At 35.7% G+C, this 20,947-nt stretch carries 15 protein-coding genes; 5 read left to right on the top strand and 10 right to left on the bottom strand.

Translation table 11 applies throughout. From position 1 onward, the window contains the following. Positions 1-113: 113 nt before the first annotated feature. The 4 genes from ligA to QWY78_RS13675 form a co-directional block, all read right to left on the bottom strand. Positions 114-2,117: an NAD-dependent DNA ligase LigA gene (ligA, locus tag QWY78_RS13690; protein WP_290220756.1), complete on the bottom strand. Its 2,004-nt coding sequence runs from the start codon at positions 2,115-2,117 to the stop codon at positions 114-116. 438 nt (positions 2,118-2,555) lie between these two features. Beyond that, the gene (locus QWY78_RS13685) at positions 2,556-4,628 is read right to left on the bottom strand and encodes an alpha-ketoacid dehydrogenase subunit alpha/beta (RefSeq protein WP_290220754.1); all 2,073 of its coding nucleotides are present in this window, start codon (positions 4,626-4,628) and stop codon (positions 2,556-2,558) included. Positions 4,629-4,758: 130 nt separating this feature from the next. Continuing rightward, complete coding sequence (locus QWY78_RS13680; protein ID WP_290220753.1) at positions 4,759-5,448, bottom strand: T9SS type A sorting domain-containing protein; 690 nt, start codon at positions 5,446-5,448, stop codon at positions 4,759-4,761. Positions 5,449-5,450: 2 nt separating this feature from the next. Then, positions 5,451-6,035 carry a phage tail protein gene (locus QWY78_RS13675; protein ID WP_290220751.1) on the bottom strand — a complete coding sequence of 195 codons (585 nt, stop codon included), beginning with the start codon at positions 6,033-6,035 and terminating at the stop codon, positions 5,451-5,453. Positions 6,036-6,376: 341 nt separating this feature from the next. Between QWY78_RS13675 and dnaE the strand changes: the two genes are divergently transcribed. Both dnaE and QWY78_RS13665 read left to right on the top strand, forming a co-directional pair. Beyond that, positions 6,377-11,032, top strand: coding sequence for a DNA polymerase III subunit alpha (gene dnaE, locus QWY78_RS13670; protein ID WP_290220749.1), 4,656 nt, complete (start codon positions 6,377-6,379; stop codon positions 11,030-11,032). 286 nt (positions 11,033-11,318) lie between these two features. After that, positions 11,319-11,978 carry a LuxR C-terminal-related transcriptional regulator gene (locus QWY78_RS13665; protein ID WP_290220747.1) on the top strand — a complete coding sequence of 220 codons (660 nt, stop codon included), beginning with the start codon at positions 11,319-11,321 and terminating at the stop codon, positions 11,976-11,978. 110 nt (positions 11,979-12,088) lie between these two features. On the opposite strand, the gene QWY78_RS13660 is transcribed toward QWY78_RS13665, so the two are convergent. The 6 genes from QWY78_RS13660 to QWY78_RS13635 all read right to left on the bottom strand — a co-directional run bounded on the left by QWY78_RS13660 (position 12,089) and on the right by QWY78_RS13635 (position 17,397). Next, on the bottom strand, positions 12,089-13,582 hold the full coding sequence (locus QWY78_RS13660; protein WP_290220745.1) for a carboxypeptidase regulatory-like domain-containing protein: 1,494 nt from the start codon (positions 13,580-13,582) through the stop codon (positions 12,089-12,091). Next, on the bottom strand, positions 13,582-14,952 hold the full coding sequence (locus QWY78_RS13655) for a CsgG/HfaB family protein (RefSeq protein WP_290220743.1): 1,371 nt from the start codon (positions 14,950-14,952) through the stop codon (positions 13,582-13,584). The genes QWY78_RS13660 and QWY78_RS13655 overlap by 1 nt, the downstream gene beginning before the upstream one ends. A gap of 16 nt (positions 14,953-14,968) precedes the next feature. Continuing rightward, on the bottom strand, positions 14,969-15,379 hold the full coding sequence (locus QWY78_RS13650) for a curli production assembly/transport component CsgF (protein ID WP_290220741.1): 411 nt from the start codon (positions 15,377-15,379) through the stop codon (positions 14,969-14,971). Between the two features lie 6 nt (positions 15,380-15,385). Further along, positions 15,386-16,102, bottom strand: coding sequence for a curli-like amyloid fiber formation chaperone CsgH (gene csgH / locus QWY78_RS13645; protein ID WP_290220738.1), 717 nt, complete (start codon positions 16,100-16,102; stop codon positions 15,386-15,388). Positions 16,103-16,112: 10 nt separating this feature from the next. Beyond that, a complete protein-coding gene (locus QWY78_RS13640; protein ID WP_290220736.1) occupies positions 16,113-16,484 on the bottom strand; it encodes a hypothetical protein in 372 nt (123 codons plus the stop codon). Between the two features lie 94 nt (positions 16,485-16,578). Next, positions 16,579-17,397, bottom strand: coding sequence for a hypothetical protein (locus QWY78_RS13635; protein WP_290220734.1), 819 nt, complete (start codon positions 17,395-17,397; stop codon positions 16,579-16,581). 311 nt (positions 17,398-17,708) lie between these two features. Here QWY78_RS13635 and QWY78_RS13630 point away from each other — a divergent pair, with 311 nt between their 5' ends. From QWY78_RS13630 to QWY78_RS13620, 3 genes are read left to right on the top strand one after another with little or no spacing between them, the layout of a single operon-like run. After that, complete coding sequence (locus QWY78_RS13630; RefSeq protein WP_290220732.1) at positions 17,709-18,308, top strand: TetR/AcrR family transcriptional regulator; 600 nt, start codon at positions 17,709-17,711, stop codon at positions 18,306-18,308. A gap of 1 nt (position 18,309) precedes the next feature. Next, complete coding sequence (locus tag QWY78_RS13625; protein ID WP_290220730.1) at positions 18,310-19,638, top strand: TolC family protein; 1,329 nt, start codon at positions 18,310-18,312, stop codon at positions 19,636-19,638. A gap of 29 nt (positions 19,639-19,667) precedes the next feature. Continuing rightward, positions 19,668-20,921 (top strand): efflux RND transporter periplasmic adaptor subunit, encoded by a 1,254-nt coding sequence (locus tag QWY78_RS13620; protein WP_290220728.1) that lies wholly within the window; start codon positions 19,668-19,670, stop codon positions 20,919-20,921. The last annotated feature ends 26 nt before the right edge of the window (positions 20,922-20,947 follow it).

Below are 20,947 nucleotides of genomic sequence, written 5' to 3'. Positions count from 1 at the left end.
GAGGTTATTATCTAAAAATTAACACATTAGTTACCGTAGTGTTACTTAAAATACTTCAATTAATATGCTCTTCTTATGTACTAATTTATAGTAATTAAAATTAGCTGTTAAATTTATTCAGCGATTAAATCCAAAAACTGTTGTTCATCTAAAATTTCGATCGTTCCGATTTCCTGTGCTTTTTTTAGTTTGCTTCCTGCTTTTTCGCCAACTACTAAATAATTGAGGTTTTTTGAAACGGCAGAAATGTTTTTTCCACCATGATTTTCTACCATTTCTTCGGCTGAATCTCTGGTGAAAAGTGATAATTTTCCGGTGAAGAGAAAAGTTTTGTTTTCTAAAGAATTGCTTAAAAGTTCAGTGGTATTTTCGCCTTTTTCCAGTTGAACACCATAAGATTTCAATCTTTCAATCATCAATAAACTTTCTTCGTTTTGAAAAAAATCAACAATGCTTTCTGCGATTTTTCCACCAATGTCTTCCACTTGAACGAGTTCTTCTTTGGTGGCTTTTTTCAAATCATCAATCGACTCGAAATTTTTTGCCAATTTCTTTGCAACCGTTTCTCCAACGTGTTTGATGCCAATTCCAAACAACACTTTTTCAAACGGAATTTCTTTGGATTTTTCAACTCCATCGATAATATTTTGCGCCGATTTTTCTGCCATTCTTTCGAGTGGAAGCAATTGTTCTTTGGTTAATATATAAAAATCTGCAGGATTTTCTACCAATTTTTCTCGATATAATTGTTCGATAGTTTCCGCGCCTAAACCTTCAATATTTAAGGCTTTTCTGGAAACATAATGAATCATTCTCCCCACCACTTGCGGTGGACAATGCAAATCATTCGGACAAAAATGAATGGCTTGATCTTCTAATTTTATCAGTTCTGTTCCGCATTCTGGGCAATTTTTGATGTATTCGATTTCCTGCGAATTGGGCAATCTTTTATCTAAATTTATTCCTACAATTTTCGGAATTATTTCGCCACCTTTTTCAACATAAACGAAATCATGTTCGTGTAAATCGAGTTTTTTGATGATGTCTTCATTGTGCAAACTGGCTCTTTTCACCACCGTTCCAGCCAATAAAACAGGTTTTAAATTGGCAACTGGAGTAATCGCGCCGGTTCTCCCGACTTGGTAAGTGACGGTTTGCAATTCGGTTTCTACTTTTTCGGCTTTGAATTTATAAGACATCGCCCAACGTGGAGATTTCGCCGTATATCCCAATTGTTGTTGTTGCGCTAAATCATTGACTTTGATGACAATTCCATCAATATCAAATCCGAGTTGATGTCGTTCTGTTTCCCAAAATGTGATAAATTCTTTTACTTCTTCTAAAGTCTTGCACAGTTTGGTTTGCTCCGAAATTCGGAATCCCCAAGATTTTGCTTTTTGCAATAATTCCCAATGGGTTTTTGCAGGCGTTTCGGTTGAAATATATTGGTATAAAACGGCGGAAAGTTTGCGTTTTCGAACTTCGGCGGAATCTTGCATTTTCAGGCTTCCAGATGCGGTGTTTCTGGGATTCATAAATAAATCTAAACCTTCTTCTTCACGTCGTTCATTGATTTTATCGAAATTTTTTCTTGTTAAATGGATTTCGCCACGCATAAAAAATCTGGGTGGAAAATCGCCGTACAATTGCATCGGAATATCGGAAATGGTTTTTACGTTCGCTGTAATTTCGTCGCCGCGAAATCCGTCGCCACGAGTTACGGCTTCTTTCATTACTCCGTTTTCGTACAAAATAGAAATTGAAGCACCGTCATATTTCAGTTCTGCAACGAACTCTACAGGTTGTTCGATGGTTTTTAGAACGCGTTTTTCCCAATCTTCCAAATCATCGAAATCGTAAGAATTATCCAATGAATACATTCTGAATTGATGTTCTACCGTCGGAAAATTTTTCGTGATTTCGCCACCAACACGCAAAGTAGGAGAGTTGCTGTCGTAATATTCTGGATATTTCAGTTCGAGTTCCTGAAGTTCTTTCAGTTTGGAATCAAATTCGAAATCGGAAATAGTTGGGTTGTCTAAACTGTAATAATCAAAATTATGTTGATGAAGTTCTGCACGCAGATTCTGAATTTTTTGTTGAATATCTTGGGACATTTTGAAACTAGGTTTCTACAAAAATACTAAAACCATTGAGATTTGAGATTTATTCAAGAGAATAAATTTATAGATAAAACTGAGGATTAATTTTAACGCAATGAACGCAAGGATTTTTTTGAGTATTATACTGCTTTCCAAATTCCTCTGAAGTTCGCAAAGGCATTTCATTTAGCAAAGGGAAACTTTTATTCTAAAATGTAAAAAAATTCGATTGAAAAAAAACTCCTCTACATGTGAAGTACTTGCCTCACGGATAGAAGTGGAAATCCTTTTTTTTGCGGCTGGAAGTCCCTCTCCTTTGGAGAGATTAATGAGGAAAAATAAATATTTTTTCGAAATTAACGAAAGAAGTTCATAGGGTGAGGATAGAAAAAGATTGCATCGGATAGCCGGAAATCGAAGATTCGACAGAGTCAATTGTGCGCCCAAATATTTTTAATGACTCAAAATTTCTTTTATTTTTTTTGTAAGTTTTTCTGCATTTGGAAGCATCTCTTTTTCTAAAATTAAATTGATAGGAACTGCAGGTAAATTTAAAGAACCCATCGCTTCGACTGGCAAATCTAAATATCTGAAACATTCTTTTGAAATCCTGTGTGCGAAAGCTTCTGCGAAAGAATTCTGAATTTGCTCTTCTGTAAGAACCAAACATTTTCCGTGAACTTTGGTGCGCTCGAAAACCAACTTTTCATCCAAAGGAATTATAGTTCTTAAATCGATAATTTCAACTCGACCAGCGAAATTTTTGGCGGCTTCTTTTGCCCAGTAAATGCCCATTCCGTAAGTAACAATAAGCATTGTTCTGCCTTTTTCAGTTTCGGTTTGATCGGCTTGTAATAGGACATTTCCTTTTCCGAAAGGCAAAATATAATTTTCGGCAGGCTCGATGGTTTTTGCATCTTCGGTGCCGGGAACTTTGCTCCAATACAAACCTTTGTGTTCGAGCATGATTACAGGATTTGGATCGTAATAAGCGGCTTTTAACAGACCTTTGAAATCTGCAGCGTTGCTCGGATATGCGATTTTTATTCCTTTGATATTCGCCAAAATACTTTCTACACTTCCGCTGTGATAAGGACCACCTCCTCCGTAAGCACCGATTGGCACGCGAATAATATTGCTCACCGGAAATTTTCCGTTGCTCAAATAATTTGATTTTGAAACTTCGGTGATGAGTTGATTAATTCCAGGATAAATATAATCGGCGAACTGAACTTCGACGATGGGTTTTAATCCAACTGCACTCATTCCGACCGTAGAACCGATAATATAGGCTTCTTGAATCGGCGTATTGAAAACTCTTTTTATGCCGAATTTTTTTCCTAAAGTTACGGTTTCGCGGAAAACGCCACCAATTCTTTCGCCAACATCTTGTCCGTACAATAAAGCTTCTGGATGTTTCCACATGATTTCCTGAATGGCGTGAATCGCTGCATCGACCATGACAATTTTTTCAGGATTTTGTCCTTCTCTTTCGCCGACTTCTTCGGTAATTGGAGTAGGAGCGAAAACATAATCTTCTACGGATTCTGGTTTTGGATCTTCGGCTGCAATTGCTTTTTGAAATGCTTGTTCAATTTCTAATCGGGCTTTTTTCTCGATTTGTTTTAATAAATCTTCATCGGTTCCTTCTTCTAATAATCTTTTTCTTAATAGAATTCCGGGATCTTTCGCACGGTGTTTTTCTAAATCTTCTTCGTCCCGATAAAATTCCCGACGAACTCCAGAAGTGTGATGTCCGATGAGAACAGTACTTGCACAAACCAACATGGGTTTTCTTTCGGTGCGAACAAAATCGACGACTTTTTTCATGGCTTCAAAACTGGCTTCGAAATCGGTGCCATCAACTTTCATCCGATTCAGACCAACAAAACCTGCAGCAAAATCATAAGCATCCGAAGTTCTGGCTTCTTCTTTGGTCACAGAAATTCCCCATTCATTATCTTGAACTAAAAAAATAATCGGTAATTGGTGAAGTGCAGCAAATTGAAACGCTTCGGAAACTTCGCCTTCTGTGATTGAATTATCGCCGAAACTGCAAACAACAACTGGGTTTTGTTCGTACGTTTTTAAATTAAATTCTTGAATATATTTAATTCCTTGCGCAACTCCAGTTGTGGGAATTGCTTGCATCCCGGTGGCAGAACTTTGGTGAATTATTTTGGGTAATTCATCAACTAAACTGGATGGATGCGAATAGTAAGAACGACCGCCAGAAAAGGGATCATCTGCTTTTGCTAATAATTGCAACATTAATTGGTAAGGTTCAAAACCCATTCCGAGCAACAAACTTTCGTCTCGATAATACGGAGAAACCCAATCTTCATGGGTTAATTGATACGCAGTTGCGAGTTGAATGGCTTCATGTCCTCTTGAAGTACTGTGAACATATTTGCAAATAGATCTATTTTCTTCGTAAACATCAGCAGTTGCTTTTGCAAGCATCATGTGCCTGAATGCTTTAAGTAAAATCTCCGTTGAAACGCTTTTTTTTGTATCAATATCCATATCGACCAAAGATAAAAATTTTAATGGAATTTAAAAAACGGAAATTCAATTTAATAAATGAGTTTGCCTAGATGTTAAAAATAAAAAACCCCTGTTTTTCAACAAGAGTTTCTAAAAAAATAATGGTTTTTTACTTCTTAATAATTTTTACTCTTTCAATCAATGCCTTATCGGTTTCAATTTCGAAAAGGTAAATTCCCGGAGCAAGTTTGGATAGGTCAATTTTGTTCGAGTCTTTTACCTTTAAAATCTGTTTGCCATCTACAGATAGAATATTTACAGCTTTTACGGTTTTTAATCCTTTGATATAGATGAATTCTGTAGCTGGATTTGGATATACTGTAAAATGAGATTTTTGCAATTCATTTATAGCTAAAGTTGTAGTGCGAACATCCCCAGTAAAAATTGAATTTGTATTGGTTAAGTTTCCACCGCAATCACCATTTGTAATGGTTGTGTTTTCTATCCATCCACCAATATCGATATTCGGAGGATTCGTTGCCGCGCTATTTCCGGTTGAACTGTAATAAATTAAATACGGATCTACAAAATCTCCGTTGCCCGAATCTGCCAAAAATTCCCATCTTTCGCTGATATCATTCCATTGTAATTTGAACTCACAAGTTCCTAAACCACCACAGTTTTGGGAACCATCGGTAGGAGTAGTCATATAAATTTTCTTTCCAGTAGCATCGTTTCCTGTTTTATTAAAGGTATAGTTTTGATTTTCAAATAAGTTGATGCAACCTTTAAAATCAATAGTTTGCGCAAAAATAAAAGCGGAGAAACAAAACGCAGATAAAATATATAATTTTTTCATAATTAATTTCTTGGTGGAAAAATACCTTGTAAAGCAATAATACACTTCATTGCAAGATAAGGCGGTCTATTTTCATGCGCCTGATTTCCTCCTGCATTTCCGATCATTCCAGCTTTCATGGAAGTATCTGCGGTAGAGCTGGAGTATTCTTTATCTAAAGATTTTGTATTTGCGGGTAAATTTCCATTCGGTGTAGATTGGTTTCCATCTGCGAGAACTGCACTTACAGAATGGGAATGAGCCGGCATTTGCGCGGAAGTTAAGGTAACAGATTCTTGTCCACCCATTTGTCCCATTTGATAAGGTGATAAACCATTTCCTTGTCCATTGTGTACCAAAACACGTCCTCTCATATCGGGTAAATTAAATGTTGATGTTCCATTTCCACCATAGGTGGTTCCGATCAGTGCAAAAAGAGCGGTATTTTGTGATATAGACATTGTTTGACCGTTACATTCTGCCCAACCTTGAGGAGCAAAATTGAAAGCAACAAATGCAATTTGACCTAAAAAGGGTTCAGCTTGCGCCTTTGCTTGATTGGTTGTCATAGAAATGCCAAAAATGGCGGCGAAAATTAGTTTTTTCATAATATATAATTTTTCGCTAAAATACATAAAAGAAAACTTTTTCCGTTATATTTTGAAATTAATTAATCATACTTTTCAAATGTTATCTTATAACTAATTTTTAGTTGGTTTTAATAATTTTATCTGAATAGGTGAAATATTATTTATCACATTTTATAAACTTTATTCCATAATTTTTTTTAAGTAAAGAACAAATAATTAGTATTGAATAATTATCAATATCCTGTCAAAAATAGAAAGTAATATGTTCTAAAATTCAAAAGACAGTTTTTTAAAATTGCAGAATTTCAACTTTTTTTTAAAGAAATTTTAGCCTAATTTTACCAAAATTCTTCTTATAAATGTTTTTAATCTTCGATACCGAAACAACCGGTTTACCAAAAAATTTCAACGCTCCGATTTCCGATTCCGACAATTGGCCCAGAATGGTTCAAATTGCCTGGCAACTGCATGATAAAGAAGGTAATTTAATTGAAAATCAGGATTATATCATAAAACCTGAAGGATATGATATTCCCTTTTCCTCGCAAAGAATCCATGGTATTTCTACAAAAATGGCTCATGAGGTAGGAAACAATTTGAATGAGGTTTTGCTGCAGTTTAAAGAAGCTTTAAAGAAAGCTGAAGTGGTAGTAGGACACAATATTGTTTTTGACTACAATATTGTGGGTGCTGAATTTTTCAGAAAAGATATTGACAATCATTTGCAAACAATACCGTCTGCTGATACGATGGCTCTTGGAACAGATTTTTGCCAGCTTGGTGGTGGGAAAAGTGGCAGGTATAAATCGCCAAAACTCGAAGAATTATACGAAAAATTATACGGCGAAAAATTTGATGAAGCACATAATGCGGCAGCCGACGTAAATGCTACGGCTCAAGTTTTTTTCGAGATGATGCGGATCGGAATTATTCCAGCGGATAAACTCAAGCTTAGTTCGGTAGAGTTGCAACACTATATTGAATTGCATCCAAGTTCGATAAAACCTTTTCCCATCGCTGTCAGACGACAAGTAGTGGATTCGAAAAAGAAAAAAAAAGTATCGTTTTCAAATATAGACGAGGTTGAAATCGGCAGTTATTTTAATTTTCATAATCACAGTATTTATTCTTCGCTTCAAGCATCTTCCCATCTAAATGAACTCATTAAAAAGGCTTTAGAAAATAATTATCCGGCCGTAGGTTTAGTAGATTTGGGAAATATGATGGGTGCTTTTAAGTTTGTGTCTGAAGTTGAAAAAACAAATGCAAATCTTAAGAAAGCTTATCAGGAATATTTGGATCAAAAAGAAAAAGCTGAAGAAGAAGGTCTTTCATTTACAGATTTAGAACCACGTAAAAACCCTTTAATTCCCATTATTGGATGTGAGTTTTATCTATCAGACCGTCCGGATCAGAAACAGTTTACCAAAGATGATCCCGACCGAAGAACCAATGTAGTTCTTTTGGCAAAAAACTTTAATGGCTATAAAAACCTCGCGAAACTCTCTAGTTTAGGCTATATCAACGGGTTTTATTTTGGTGTTCCAAGGATCTCTAAAAAAATGATTGCTGAGTACAAACAAGATTTAATCGCGGTAACAGCGGGGCTAATGGGAGATATTCCCAATGCAATTTTAGAGTTCGGAGAGCAAAAAGGAGAAGATGTTTTTCAGTGGTGGAAAAATACTTTTGGTGAGGATTTTTATGTACAACTTCAAAATCATGAAATTGAAGAAGAACATTATTTAAACGATGTGTTGCTTTCCTTTGCGGAGAAATATGAAGTTAAAATTTTAGCCCAGAACGAAACCTTTTACACCGAAAAATCCGAAGCTCATATTCAGGATATTTTGTATTGTATAAAAGATGGCGAAAAATTGTCTTCGCCTGTTGGAAAAGGTTTTGGAAAAAGAAGAGGCTTGCCTTCGCACGAATTTTATATTAAAAATACAGAGGAAATCAAGCAGAGTTTCAGAGAATTTCCCGATGCTTTTGAAGCATATGACGAGTTGATTTCTAAGGTGCAATCTTATACTTTAAAACGTGATGTTTTGCTACCCGAGTTTGGGATCCCGCAAGAATTTTTGAGTGATGAAGATAAAATTGATGGTGGAAAAAGAGGCGAGAATGCCTATCTGAGGTATTTAACCTATGAAGGTGCTCAAAAACGATACCCTGAAATTACCGATGAAATAAAAGAGCGCTTAGATTTTGAGTTAGAAGTTATTGCCAACACCGGATATCCGGGGTACTTTCTTATCGTACAGGATTTCTGTAATGAAGCCCGTAACATGGGCGTATGGGTTGGCCCTGGACGAGGATCTGCAGCCGGATCTGCAGTAGCATACTGCACGGGAATTACCAATGTGGATCCCATTAAATATGATTTGCTATTTGAGCGTTTTCTAAATCCAGAAAGGGTTTCAATGCCTGATATCGATATTGATTTTGACGATGAAGGTCGTGATAAAATAATTAAATGGGTGGTTGAGAAATACGGTAAAAACAATGTGGCTCAAATTATTACCTATTCCGTATTGGGTGGAAAATCGGCTATTAAAGATGCAGGGCGGGTTTTGGATCTTCCTATTTTTGAAACCAATAATATTGCGAAGCTCATTCCCGCAGTGCCCGGAATGAATATAGCAAAAGCATTTGCCAAATTTGAAAAACTCGCCCCTGAAGATAAAGCTTTGGCGCAGGAAATGAAAGATATTTTGGCGAATCCAAAAGATGATCGCTATGAAGTTCTTGCCGCAGCCCAAAAAATGGAAGGTTGTATTCGTAATACAGGAATCCATGCTTGTGGAGTCATTATTACGCCGGAAGATATTTCAAATTTGGTGCCCATAACCATCGCCTCAAAAGATGCTGATATTTTGGTATCGCAATTTGATAACTCCGTGGCAGAAAATGCGGGTTTATTGAAGATGGATTTCTTGGGTTTACGTACGTTGACCATCATCAAACATGCCATTAAACTGATTAAAGAAAAACACGGTATTGAGATTGATCCAGACACTATTCCCTTGGATGATGCCAAGACCTACCAATTATTTAAAGAGGGTAGAACGGTTGGTATTTTCCAATATGAAAGTCCGGGTATGCAGAAATATATGCGCGAACTGAAACCGACGGAATTTGCAGATTTAATTGCAATGAATGCCTTGTATCGCCCAGGTCCTATTAAATATATTCCTGCATTTATCAATAGAAAAAATGGCGTAGAGGAAACCATTTACGATTTAGAAGAAACCAAAGAGTATCTGGAAGAAACCTACGGTATCACGGTTTATCAGGAGCAGGTAATGTTACTTTCTCAAAAACTAGCAAACTTTACAAAGGGCGAGGCCGATACGTTGCGTAAAGCAATGGGTAAAAAACAACGGGATGTGTTGGATAAGATGTATCCTAAATTCATTGAAGGTGGAAAAATAAATAACCTGGATGAGACCAAACTTAATAAAATTTGGAAAGATTGGGAAGCCTTTGCAGAGTATGCTTTCAACAAATCCCACTCGACTTGTTATGCTTTAATTGCCTATCAAACGGCTTATTTAAAGGCTAATTATCCGGCGGAATATATGGCAAGTGTGATGTCTAATAACATTAATAATACCAAGCAAATCACTCTGTTTATGGAGGATTGTAAAAGTATTGGTGTTGATGTTTTAGGTCCGGATGTGAACGAATCACAATATGCATTTGCCGTCAATGAAAAAGGACAAATCCGTTTTGGATTGGGTGCGATTAAAGGAATTGGAGAAGGTCCGAGTGAGGCCATAGTAGCTGCCAGAAAAATGGAACGGTACAAAAATATTTATGATTTTTTCGAAAAGATTTCGTCTTCGCAAATGAATAAAAGAGTAGCTGAAAGTTTGGTCGTTGCGGGTGCTTTTGATGAAGTTGATCGCTATCATCGGGCACAATATTTTGATATTGATGCTACTGGAAAAACCAATATTGAAAAATTATTAAGGTACGGACACAGTTTTCAGGACAGTAAAAATGAGATTGAAAATTCCTTGTTTGCGGATTTTGCGGACGAAGTTCAGATTGAACAACCCAAAATTAATCCTGCGCCAGAATGGCAAAACATGCATAAACTGAATAAAGAAAAAGAAATCATCGGCTTCTATCTTTCTGCGCATCCTTTGGATGAATATAAATATCAGTTTCAATTCTTGCAAGGCGCTTTGAGTAAAAAAGAAATTTTGGAACATAAAAAGGAAGAGACCTTAGAATTAGAAAAAGTTACTTTGCCGATTGAGATTTTGGAAGTTGATGATGCCGACGATGATTTGGTAGACTTACCAGCCGACATCCTAGAAGGAGAGGAAGATGCTTTAATTGAAGAAACCAGCAAAATTGTTGAACCTCGGGGAAACTTTAATTTTCTAAATCTGGATGAAATCGAACAGTTTAAAAATTCAGTTTTTGCAAATCAACAACCAGATTTGTTTAATAACGATAAGTTAAGTTGGAAAGAAAAACAAGCACTCAAAAACAATACACCCGAATATATGGTCGCTGGCTTGGTTACAGAATACAGTATTAGGGATGGTAAAAATAGTGGTGAAAAAGTAGCTTTCCTTTTACTGGAAGACTATAGCGGAAGTTATTCTTTTCGATTAGGTGATCGGGATTATATGAAATTCAGAGATAAAATTGATGTGCAAAGGTTTGTTATTTTTAAAGTTAAATTTTCGCAAGCGAATGACGGACGGGTTTTTGTAAATATTACCGATGTTATTGATCTTAAAGAAGCATTTGAAAAATTTGCAAAGAAAATGACCGTTGTAGTTGACATTAATGATTTAAGAAAATCAGATATCGAATTTTTCCAAAGTCAATTTAGTGAACATAAAGGCGAGCAAAAGCTCAATTTCTTTATTAAAAACCCGGATGACGAGATTCAGATAGAATTGATGAGTATGCAAACAATGATTCAAGTGAATGGGGATCTACTCGAAGTTTTTAATGAAACTCAGAAATATCAAATTTTCCTTAATTAAGGTTAATTTTACAAGATTCGAAACTTCTATTTTTATGTATTATCATGGATTGAAGATGATGATAATTGGTATAATTTTCGGGAAAACACTTGCGGTATTTATAACACTTAACCTCTGATTATTTTACGCAATGGAGCTCATAGATATTATCAACTATATAGGAATCTTAATATTTTGTTGCCAATGCCATAAAATATAGTGTTTTATTTGGTCATAATTTTACTAAAGTTACAATTTTATTAGTTTTTAAGTGAACTATTTTGTAATTTCGTGGAAACACTAACCAATGAAAAACAAAGTTATTCTCTACGATCAGCAAAGATTGTATCTACATTCTATGAAAGCTTTATTGAATCAAAGCGCCTTAACAAAAAATTTTAAAGTTGAAACTTGTGATAGTTTTAAAAAAGTTGAAGAATCGAATCTCGATGAAAATGATATTCTAATCTTAAATTCTATGGGTTTGAATTCATTGGAACTGATTCGGCAGGTTGAGTATTTTATGCAAGTGAATCCCAAGTTAAAAATCATCGTTCATACGATGAATGCCGACGCAAAATCAATTAAAAGAATTTTCGACAAAGGCATAAAAGGTTTCCTTGGCAGTGGAGCTGATAGCGAAGAGTTTCTTGCATCCATTAAAGAGGTAAGTGCTGGAAAAGTATTCATCAATACAGATGTTAAAAATCTACTTTTAAATTCAATTTGCAGCGTAGAGGATCAGCCTGAGCGAACTTATGGTAAATTAGAGGGTTTAACCGCGAGAGAGAAAGAAGTTTTACTTTTAATTTGCGATGGACTGCGTTCTAAGGAAATTGCCGAAAAATTATTTATAAGTACACATACGGTAGAGTCGCACCGAAGAAATATGATGTTAAAATTTAATCTCAACAGTTCTTCTAAACTGGTCAAATTTGCCATGGAAAATAAATTGGTAGAATATTAAATTAAAATCATTTTCAATTGCTGATAATTAAAAGCTGTTCATTTCTGGGCAGCTTTTAACTTTTAAAAAAAGAAAGCTGAGGAGTTTAATCCTCAGCCCCCTTGAAAACATTACTCCCAATCTGGCATTTCTGCATCGGGAAATAAGTCTATTCTATTATTGCCTTGTAAATTTATTTTAACAATATTCTTCACAGATATTCCATCATTTGAGGTATTTACAAAAATAACTTCTGCATCGTTTGGAGAAAAACGCGGGTCCAAATCATTCGTTCCATCGGGTTTATCACTTATAACAGAAAGATCAAAATTATCATCCGTTAATACATTGTAGATAAATAGGTGGGAATTTAATTGTCTATAGTTATCTTCTTGATGTCCAGAAATGTCATAGGTATACAATAATAAATTGCCATCAACCGAGAAATTTAGACCGCCTGCTGCGCCGGGAACATTTTCTAAAATTGTTTTTACGGTATTACCGAGCAGGTCGATGATGTAAATCTTGACGTTATACCCATTTGCATCGTTGGTTTTAAGTGCTATTTTACTTCCGTCGTAGCTCCAATCACATTCAGAGATAAAGCTTCCATCGCTAGTCGTATAAACAAGTTGTAGCCCGCTACCATCCTTATTAATTCTATAAAGTTTGGTAAAATTTGCATATAAAAATTCTTTTCCATTCTTGCTCCAGCTGAAATCGATTTCAGCGTTATCAAAACCTGCTACGGGAACGGCAGTTACTTGAAATGGATTAGAGCCATCTGGATTTGCCGTAAAAATTTGGGCATTTCCCCCTACGGTTCGTAAAAACGCAACCAATCTCGAATTCTGATTAAGCCTTGGGCGCCAACTGTTTTTGTCAAAAGGCGTATACTGGAAATTACCATTGGTTTCATTACTAGACACGATGTAATAGCTACCATTGCTTTTCTTGACGTAATGATATCTATTGTTTGGTGCGGTGCTCGTTTTAAACCGAAATACAGGACTATTAACTTCTGGATTAATTCCGTCGGAAACTGAAACCTGCCAGTAATAGGTAACCCCAAATTTTAGATTTTCTAGAAAATAATGTTTATCAACCACATCTTTAACTTCAATAACTGTGGTATCGAAATCATTTTTCACCACTACTTTATATTTTAAAACATCTAAAGAGTCTGGATCATTGCAATCCCACGTTAAGTTAATTGCAAGGGGCTGATCAACTGCGTTGTCTACAGGACTTAATAAAACCGGTACGGAGGGAGAGCTGTTTAATGAATCATCATCACTCATTTCAAAAACTACACTCACCACTTGGTTGTTATTTTTAAAACTAACCCCTTGAAAATTGGTAAGATACCCAGTAAGTTCCGCTCGTACAGAATAATCGCCCAAGGGAAGGTTATCTATGACAAAACTTCCATCTTCCTTTGTGAAAACTGTTTGTGTAGATGGCGTCGTAAAAACTTTCGCGTTTTTAATCGGTTGATTGGTCCCTTTTTTAATCACAATTCCTTTTAAAGTAGCTGTTTGTACTTTGTCAACCAGATCTTCACTACAGGAACTGAGCAGCAGAAGGAATAAAAAAAGAGTACTTATTTTAAATATATTTTTCATCAGTTTAGTTTTTTAATTTTTTTAGAACCGAAATAGAAAGTCATGCCCATGCCTATTCGTATGCCCATATCTTTCCGATTGCCATTTACATATCCATCCCAATCATCGGTAAAGCCTAAATCATATTGGCTTGCTGCTCTTAACCCTAAGTTTTTATTGATTAAAAACTCTAAACCACCTCCAAATTGGGCTTTGTATACGGTATTAGACGGCAAGAATAAATTGCCGAATCCACCGTAAATAAAGGGTGAAAATTTCATTTTGGGAAAAAAGAGATATTCTAAATTCACTTCTGAAGCCATTGCCTCTTTTTTATAAATATCAGCATTTTCTATTGACAACGAGTTGAAGTTTAATTCAGCATTGATATGGTCGGTAATAAAATATTTCACGCCCAATTTTGCTCCTAATTTCATTTTGCCCTCTACATAATCGCCTTTTATTTTGAAACCTTCTATGTTACCAAATACTGCCAGTTTACCACGATCATATTCAGGAGGTTTATTACCAATAATTCTAGTTCCATTCAGCTTTTCTTCAGAAGTATAAGTGGCGAGAATTTTATTAAAGTCGCTGGGTTTTTGTAGTTTATTTGCCCAGATATTATCTTTAACTCCTTCTATAATTAAAGAATATACTGCTTTTTCTATGGCCTCCGTTACTGCGAGTTGTACCGGTTCGTTTTGTGTGATTCCAATATCAGACTCCAAAAGTCTTTCGGTATCTATGAACCTAAAAAAATTTCCGTTAAAACTGGTAGACAATATCGTTTTTGAAGTATAAACTGTTTTAAGAATTTCTCCGGTTGAGGTAGAAACAGCACGAATGTAAACGGTAATTCGATCCTGCCGGTACTGTGCTCCTGCTCCTAAACCAAAATATCTTGCTCCAATACCGCCTGTTACGACGTTGGTGTCATAAGAAATAACGCCACCCTCGAGAATAATTCCCGCAAAAAGAAGCGGTGGTAGCGCTGTGTTTTCATTTTCGTTTCCAGAATATTCCTTTCTGGTACTTCGAATAATCTGTCTTTCATTCATTAAGTTTCCTATATTTTCTCTTTCAATAGCAGTAAACCAGCGACTGTCTTCTAAAACTTTTAAAAGTATTGCGGTCGTACCTTGTGGAATAGCTGTACTCCAACTCGCCCCGTTTTCAGTAGCTTTATATTGTCCCGTTTGATCTCGGAATTTGTACACGCCAACCACAATTTTATCTTTTGGTGGAGGAAGGTTTTTCAGTTCAGGCGTGTAGGCTGTAACCTCGCCCAATGTTGATTTTTCTTTATTCGTTGGAATATTGAAAAGGGTACAACTGTGAAAAGAGAAGATAATTATAAGGAGACTTAAGATTTTTATTAATGTTTTCATAGGGTTGAAATTTTGTTTATCCGCCAGGCACTATAATTTGAGATTGTTCACCCGTACTGGTGTTCAATATACTGATGAGCAGACCTTGAGTTGTTTGTGTAACTTCCAAATACATGGATCCGAAAACATAGGTACCGGGTTTTAAATCACCATCACCAAAGCTATCACCAAAGAGTTTTCGGGATAGTTCACTCAAGATTTGCCTGTTTAAACTGTCCGTAAAACTGCTAAATGAATTAAGGTCTTTAAAAAGGTTTGTTCGCGAATCACCTTCGTCAAATTGATTTTGGGAAGTTGCAGAACTCATTAACCATTGGTAATTGAAGGTGTCACCTCCAAAGGCGGGATTAATTGCTTTATAAACAAATTGTTGTGCTGATACACCAAAGCAAAAGAACAAGGGTAGTAATAAAATTAATTTTTTCATGAGTTGTTAGTATTTGAATTCGCGATTTCGTAAATTATTTTGGGAGTTGTATTCAAGCAAATATGCCAAAGCCTTGTCACTTTCTGCTGCCAGAAATTCATCATCGGGCTGCGTTTGAAAACTGTAGATCACTTGGTCATTTTGAATGATTATTATTCTACTACTTCTTCCAAAGGATGGAAGTTCTGAAACGGTAATCGTTCCTTCATATTTTTTAGGAAATTGCGAGTATTTTTTAAAAAAACTTTCATAGAATGCTTGACCCATTCTGGTTTTTGTATCGTCAACGGTTAGTCCTGTGAGTTCAATACTTGCTTCTGGAATGTAGCTTACTTGATCTGAAAACTGATTAGGGTTCACTTCCAAGCTGTCTTTTGAAATAACTTTTTCGTTATGTTCATCTTTAATAAAAAGATACATTTTCAAAGCATCATTCCGGGAAACTCTTATAGAACTTTCCGAAAGCACTTTTACTTCGTTGGGTTTTATGGAAAATTTTCCACTTTGTTTATTGGAGGAATTTCCTGATTTCCCAGTCTTTACGGAAATCAAAATGTAGTTTAGATTATAATGTATCGCTGAATTATTTGTGACCGTTCCTTTGATCTTCAGCATTTCATTATTTTGTTCGGTAATTATTTTTCCTGTAATTTCTGGGCCATTCTGCGCAGATGAATTATTTACAAAGAAAAATATGACGAGAATTGCGATGAGAGTTTTCATTTTCAAGGGTTTAATAATTTCTCATAAATAGGGTCATGTCATTTGCATTAATGTATACTTTCATTCCATCAGAAATGCTGTTGGTGCCAGTAATGTCAATATAATTTCCAGACCCATTAATTCTAATTTCTGCATTTGTTGGATAATTATTGGGGTTAATAAAATAAGTAGTATTAAAATTTCCATTCTGGGAAAGGTTAAGATATTTTGGGGTCTTGTCATATGTTTCTGCAGTATTTCCAATTCCATTCTGAGTCAAAATATTTACGCTTTGGATCTGCGATAGATTCTTAATTTCAGTTTGCTTGTAATACTCCAATATATTTGAACTATTGATATTGTTTAACGTAATCGTTTGCGCACTGATGAATTGAAAAAGCATTATAAAAACTATTATAAGTAGTGGTTTTTTCATTTGTTCAGCTAAAAGCAGGGGAGATATGATCTCCCCTGCATGGTTATACTAAAAGATCTTATTAGTTAGATTGGGTCGTACTTAATGTATTACCGTTTCCAATTTGGCTTCCAAAATGTACATGAGAAGAACCTGTTTGAGTTACAAATCTTGTGTTGTTATCACCTAATTGTACATCACTAGCGAAGTTGTTGTCTCCATCTTGAAATTGACTAAGGTAGTTGCTGTCTCCAACTTGTAAGCCCATCACTACGTTATCATTACCGTATTGTAAAGAATAAGAATAGTTGGTGTTACCCATTTGCATGATCGTTGCATCATTTCGATTACCTTCTTGGTATTGACCTAGTAAATTGTCTGCACCTATTTGGGTTGCGTCGGCAGTATTTCTGTTTCCTTCTTGTTGTTGCCAAGACTCGTTATCCATTCCAAATTGGAAAGCTGAGGCATCATTACGGTTACCGTTTTGACGTTGCCAAGTATAGTTGTCGAAACCAATTTGTACCGCATCAACCATATTTCTGTTTCCAGTCTGTTTTTGATCCACTTCGTTTCCGATTCCCCACTGATTGGTAGTAGCACTGTTTCTGTTACCGAACTGCTCCGTTTTATTAACATTAGCGATACCGAATTGATCAACATCGATGTTATTTCGATTTCCTTGACTTAAAGCGTTGTTCACATTCCCGATTCCCACTTGGTCAATCGTTGCATTGTTTCTGTTGCCATTTTGATCTAGTCCATTAAAATTGACTGATCCTGTTTGGTTTACAACTCCGTTGTTGAGATTACCTAATTGGTTCGAGAGGTCAACGTTAGCTTGTCCGTAGGATAGTCCTACCATCATAAGTGCGCATGCACTTGCAAATAATTTTTTCATTGTAAAAAATTTTATTGGTTAATTAGTGATACAAATGTAGCATGACACCCAAAGCCATGAATCACATGCACTAGTGAAATTGATAAAATCCATAAAACCAACGAGTCAACCCGTCAAAAGACCTTTTAAAATTGCGAAAGAACGCAGAAAAATTAAATATTTTACCTAACCATCAGCAATAAGAGATTATTTCTAGGCGAATTTTTTAGTTTTAAATCAATTGAAAATCTCCGTAATAGATGATTTCGATCATAATAAACCAGGAAACTAATTCTGTTTTTTAGTTTTCTTTTGTATATTTGCGCCCTATTATGGAAGAACACACAATTTTTATTACCAAAGTTTCACAACTATTTATTGAGAATGGTGCCAAAACTTTGACGATGGATGATGTTGCGAAAGCTTTCGGAATCTCTAAAAAGACGCTTTATATCAAATACAAAAATAAAGAGGAACTCATAGAAGAGGTGCTTCAATTCAAACTCAGTGAAATTATTGCTCGATTAAAGTATTTGGATCAAACTATAGAAAATGCAATAGAAAGAATGCTATGCAGAGATGACGAAATAGACAATCTCTCTCATTCCAACAATTCACTGCTTATTCGGCAATTAATGAAATACTATCCTGCAATTTTCGAAAAACACATGATTGAGTTTTCTGATCAATTTGCGGAAGTTCTTGTTCATAACATTTTAAAGGGGAGAGCGCAAGGCTATTATCGAGAAAATTTTGATGCAGAAGTGTATTCTAAATTGTTTTTTCAGTTGGTAATGTCCATGGAAGGCTCCTTGTATTTGGATAGCAATACCATTAATAAAGATCATTATAAACAAGAATTAATGAGCATGTATATGAATGCCATTACCACCGAAAAAGGAAAAAAAATCTTAAAAAATATAAATTACTAATATGAAGAAATTACTTCAGTTCTTCGCGATCACTGCATTTTCAACAGTAATATTTGCGCAGCAAAATTTCTCACTGGATGAGGCTTGGCAGTATGCAATTGATCATAATGTAAATGTACAGAAAGCAAAAATCGACCGAACCATTGCTGATCATAAAGTTAAAGAGACGATAGGAATCGGTCTGCCGCAATTAGATGGGCAGGCAAAATATAATTATTTCCTTAATGTTCCTGTGCAATTGCTTCCGGCAGAACTGGCAGGTGGTGATCCAGGAAAGTATATTCCGGTGAAATTTGGACAGAAACAAAGCATGACGGGAGGGCTTACACTTACCCAACTTTTATTCAATGGCTCCTACATCGTTGGCTTACAATCTTCCAAAGCGTATAAAGAAACCGCAGCCTTGGCTGAAGAGAAAACAGAAATATCAGTAAAAGAGGGAATTATGATGGCCTATGCCGCAGTGTTAATTACCGATGAAAACATTAAAACATTAGAAGAAAACAGGAAAGTGGTCGAGAAGTCTTTGTATGATACCAACGAAACATATAAAATTGGACTCATCGAATTTCAAAATGTGGAACAATTAGAGTACAGTTATAAAAGTCTTTTGGCCAATCAACAAAACTTAAACCGAAGCAGAGAAAAGGTTTTGATGGCACTGAAATATTTAATGGGTTACCCTTTAGACGAAAAAATTGTGTTAACATCAACCTTAGATGAGATCATTAGAAAAAATGAAACCTTGGTGGATTTAAACGCTACGGTTAACACTGAAAATCACATTGATTCTCGATTGGCAGAAAACGCGCTCACCATCTCTCAACTCAAACTTAAATTAGAGAAATCAAAAGCTTTACCCACCCTTTCCGCAGCTTTAGCTTCAAACTATAACGCTTACAGCGATGATTTTAATTTTTTGAGCACTTCACAACAATGGTTTAATACATCTGTAGTGGCAGTACAACTGGATATTCCGATTTTTAGCGGTTTACAAAGACATTGGAGAACGCAACAAGCTAAATTAGAGGTAGAAAAAGCAAAACTTGATGTAAATGATACCAAAAGAAGTTTAAGCAATAAAGCATACGCGGCGACAATTGAATATAACAATGCCTATAACTCCTATAAAAATGCCGAAGAATTGATTGCACTTTCTTCCAGCATCTATAATAAACAACGAATCAAATTTAAAGAAGGTTTGGGAACAAGTTTCGATTTACAACAAAGTGAAACCCAATTATACGACTCTCAGGCAAAATTTTATCAAACAGCTTTGGAGTTAATTCAAGCCAAAACAAAACTAGACGAAGCACTCGGCAAACTTTAATCAAAAACTAATAGTATAAATTCATCAATATGAAAAAATTCATCATACCAATCGTTATTTTAACCGGACTTACTGCGTGTAAAAAAGACAATGCGGTGAAAGACGAAAAGTTGGAAATCTTAATAAAAAACAAAGATGTAAAAGGGCTGCAAGCTTATAAGGAACGTCAGAAATTCAAAATGGATAGTTTGAATAATGTGATGTCGAATATTGAGGGGCAATTAACAGCCATGGGAGTTTCTGCCGACGCAAACGGTGTAGTTTCAACCCAGAAACTTGAGTTGACCAATTTCGTGCACAATGTAGAAATACAGGGAAATGTAACCACAGATCAAGATGTAAAAGTGCAACCACAATTTGCGGGAACATTAAGTTTATTTGTTAAAAAAGGACAAAATGTGAGCAAAGGCCAAGTAATCGGTAGGGTAGCAGATGGTGGTTTACGCGATCAATATCTGCAAGCACAAAACGGAGTCACGGGAATGAAAGCCCAGGTTGCTTCTGCACAAGCCAATACCAATTTATCGCGAATTGCTTTTGAAAAACAATCGGCCCTTTGGAAACAGAAAATTGGCTCCGAATTTCAATATTTACAGGCGAAAGCAAATTATGATGCCGCGTTGAAAACCGTTTCAGCCATGCAAAGTCAGGTGCAAGGTTTACAAAGAGCCGCCGATGCGGTAAAAGCAAATTTAGCCAAAACAGCAATCGTAGCACCTTTCAGTGGGGTGATTGATGAGGTGATTACGCAGAACGGCCAAGTCGTTTCACCGGGAACCGATATTGTAAAATTAATTTCTTTAGGAATGATGCGCGTGGAAGCCGATGTTCCTGAATCATATTTGGCTAAAGTTCGCCAGGGAACTTCGGTTAAAGTTTTCTTGCCAGCGTTAAATCAAACCATTAATTCCAGTATTCGATTGGTCGGAAATTATATCAATCCTGCAAATAGAACCTTCAAAATTGAAATTCCTGTGCCAGGAAAAGGCGGAATTATTAAACCTAACTTATTGGCTCAGGTAAAAATTGAAGATTACATTAACCCAAGCGCAATTCAAGTTCCACAACAATATATTTATGAAGATGCCGCGAAAAAATCCTACGTTTTTGTAGCAACCAATATCAAAGGAAACGATGCGGTGGCGAAAAAAGTAATGGTCAATCCAGGTGAAAAATCCGAAGATGCCGTAGAAATTACTACCGGTTTAAAAGCAGGCGATATCATCATTACCGATGGATCGAAAAACCTAAGCGACGGTGAGAAAGTAAAATTGGCGCAATAAAAATTTTCAAAAATAATTGAAATCTA

The sequence above is a fragment of the Kaistella yonginensis genome (genome assembly GCF_030409525.1).
Classification (GTDB): Bacteria; Bacteroidota; Bacteroidia; order Flavobacteriales; family Weeksellaceae; genus Kaistella; species Kaistella yonginensis.
Note: the sequence above shows the minus strand (reverse complement) of the source record. Positions and strands in the feature narration are given on the sequence as shown.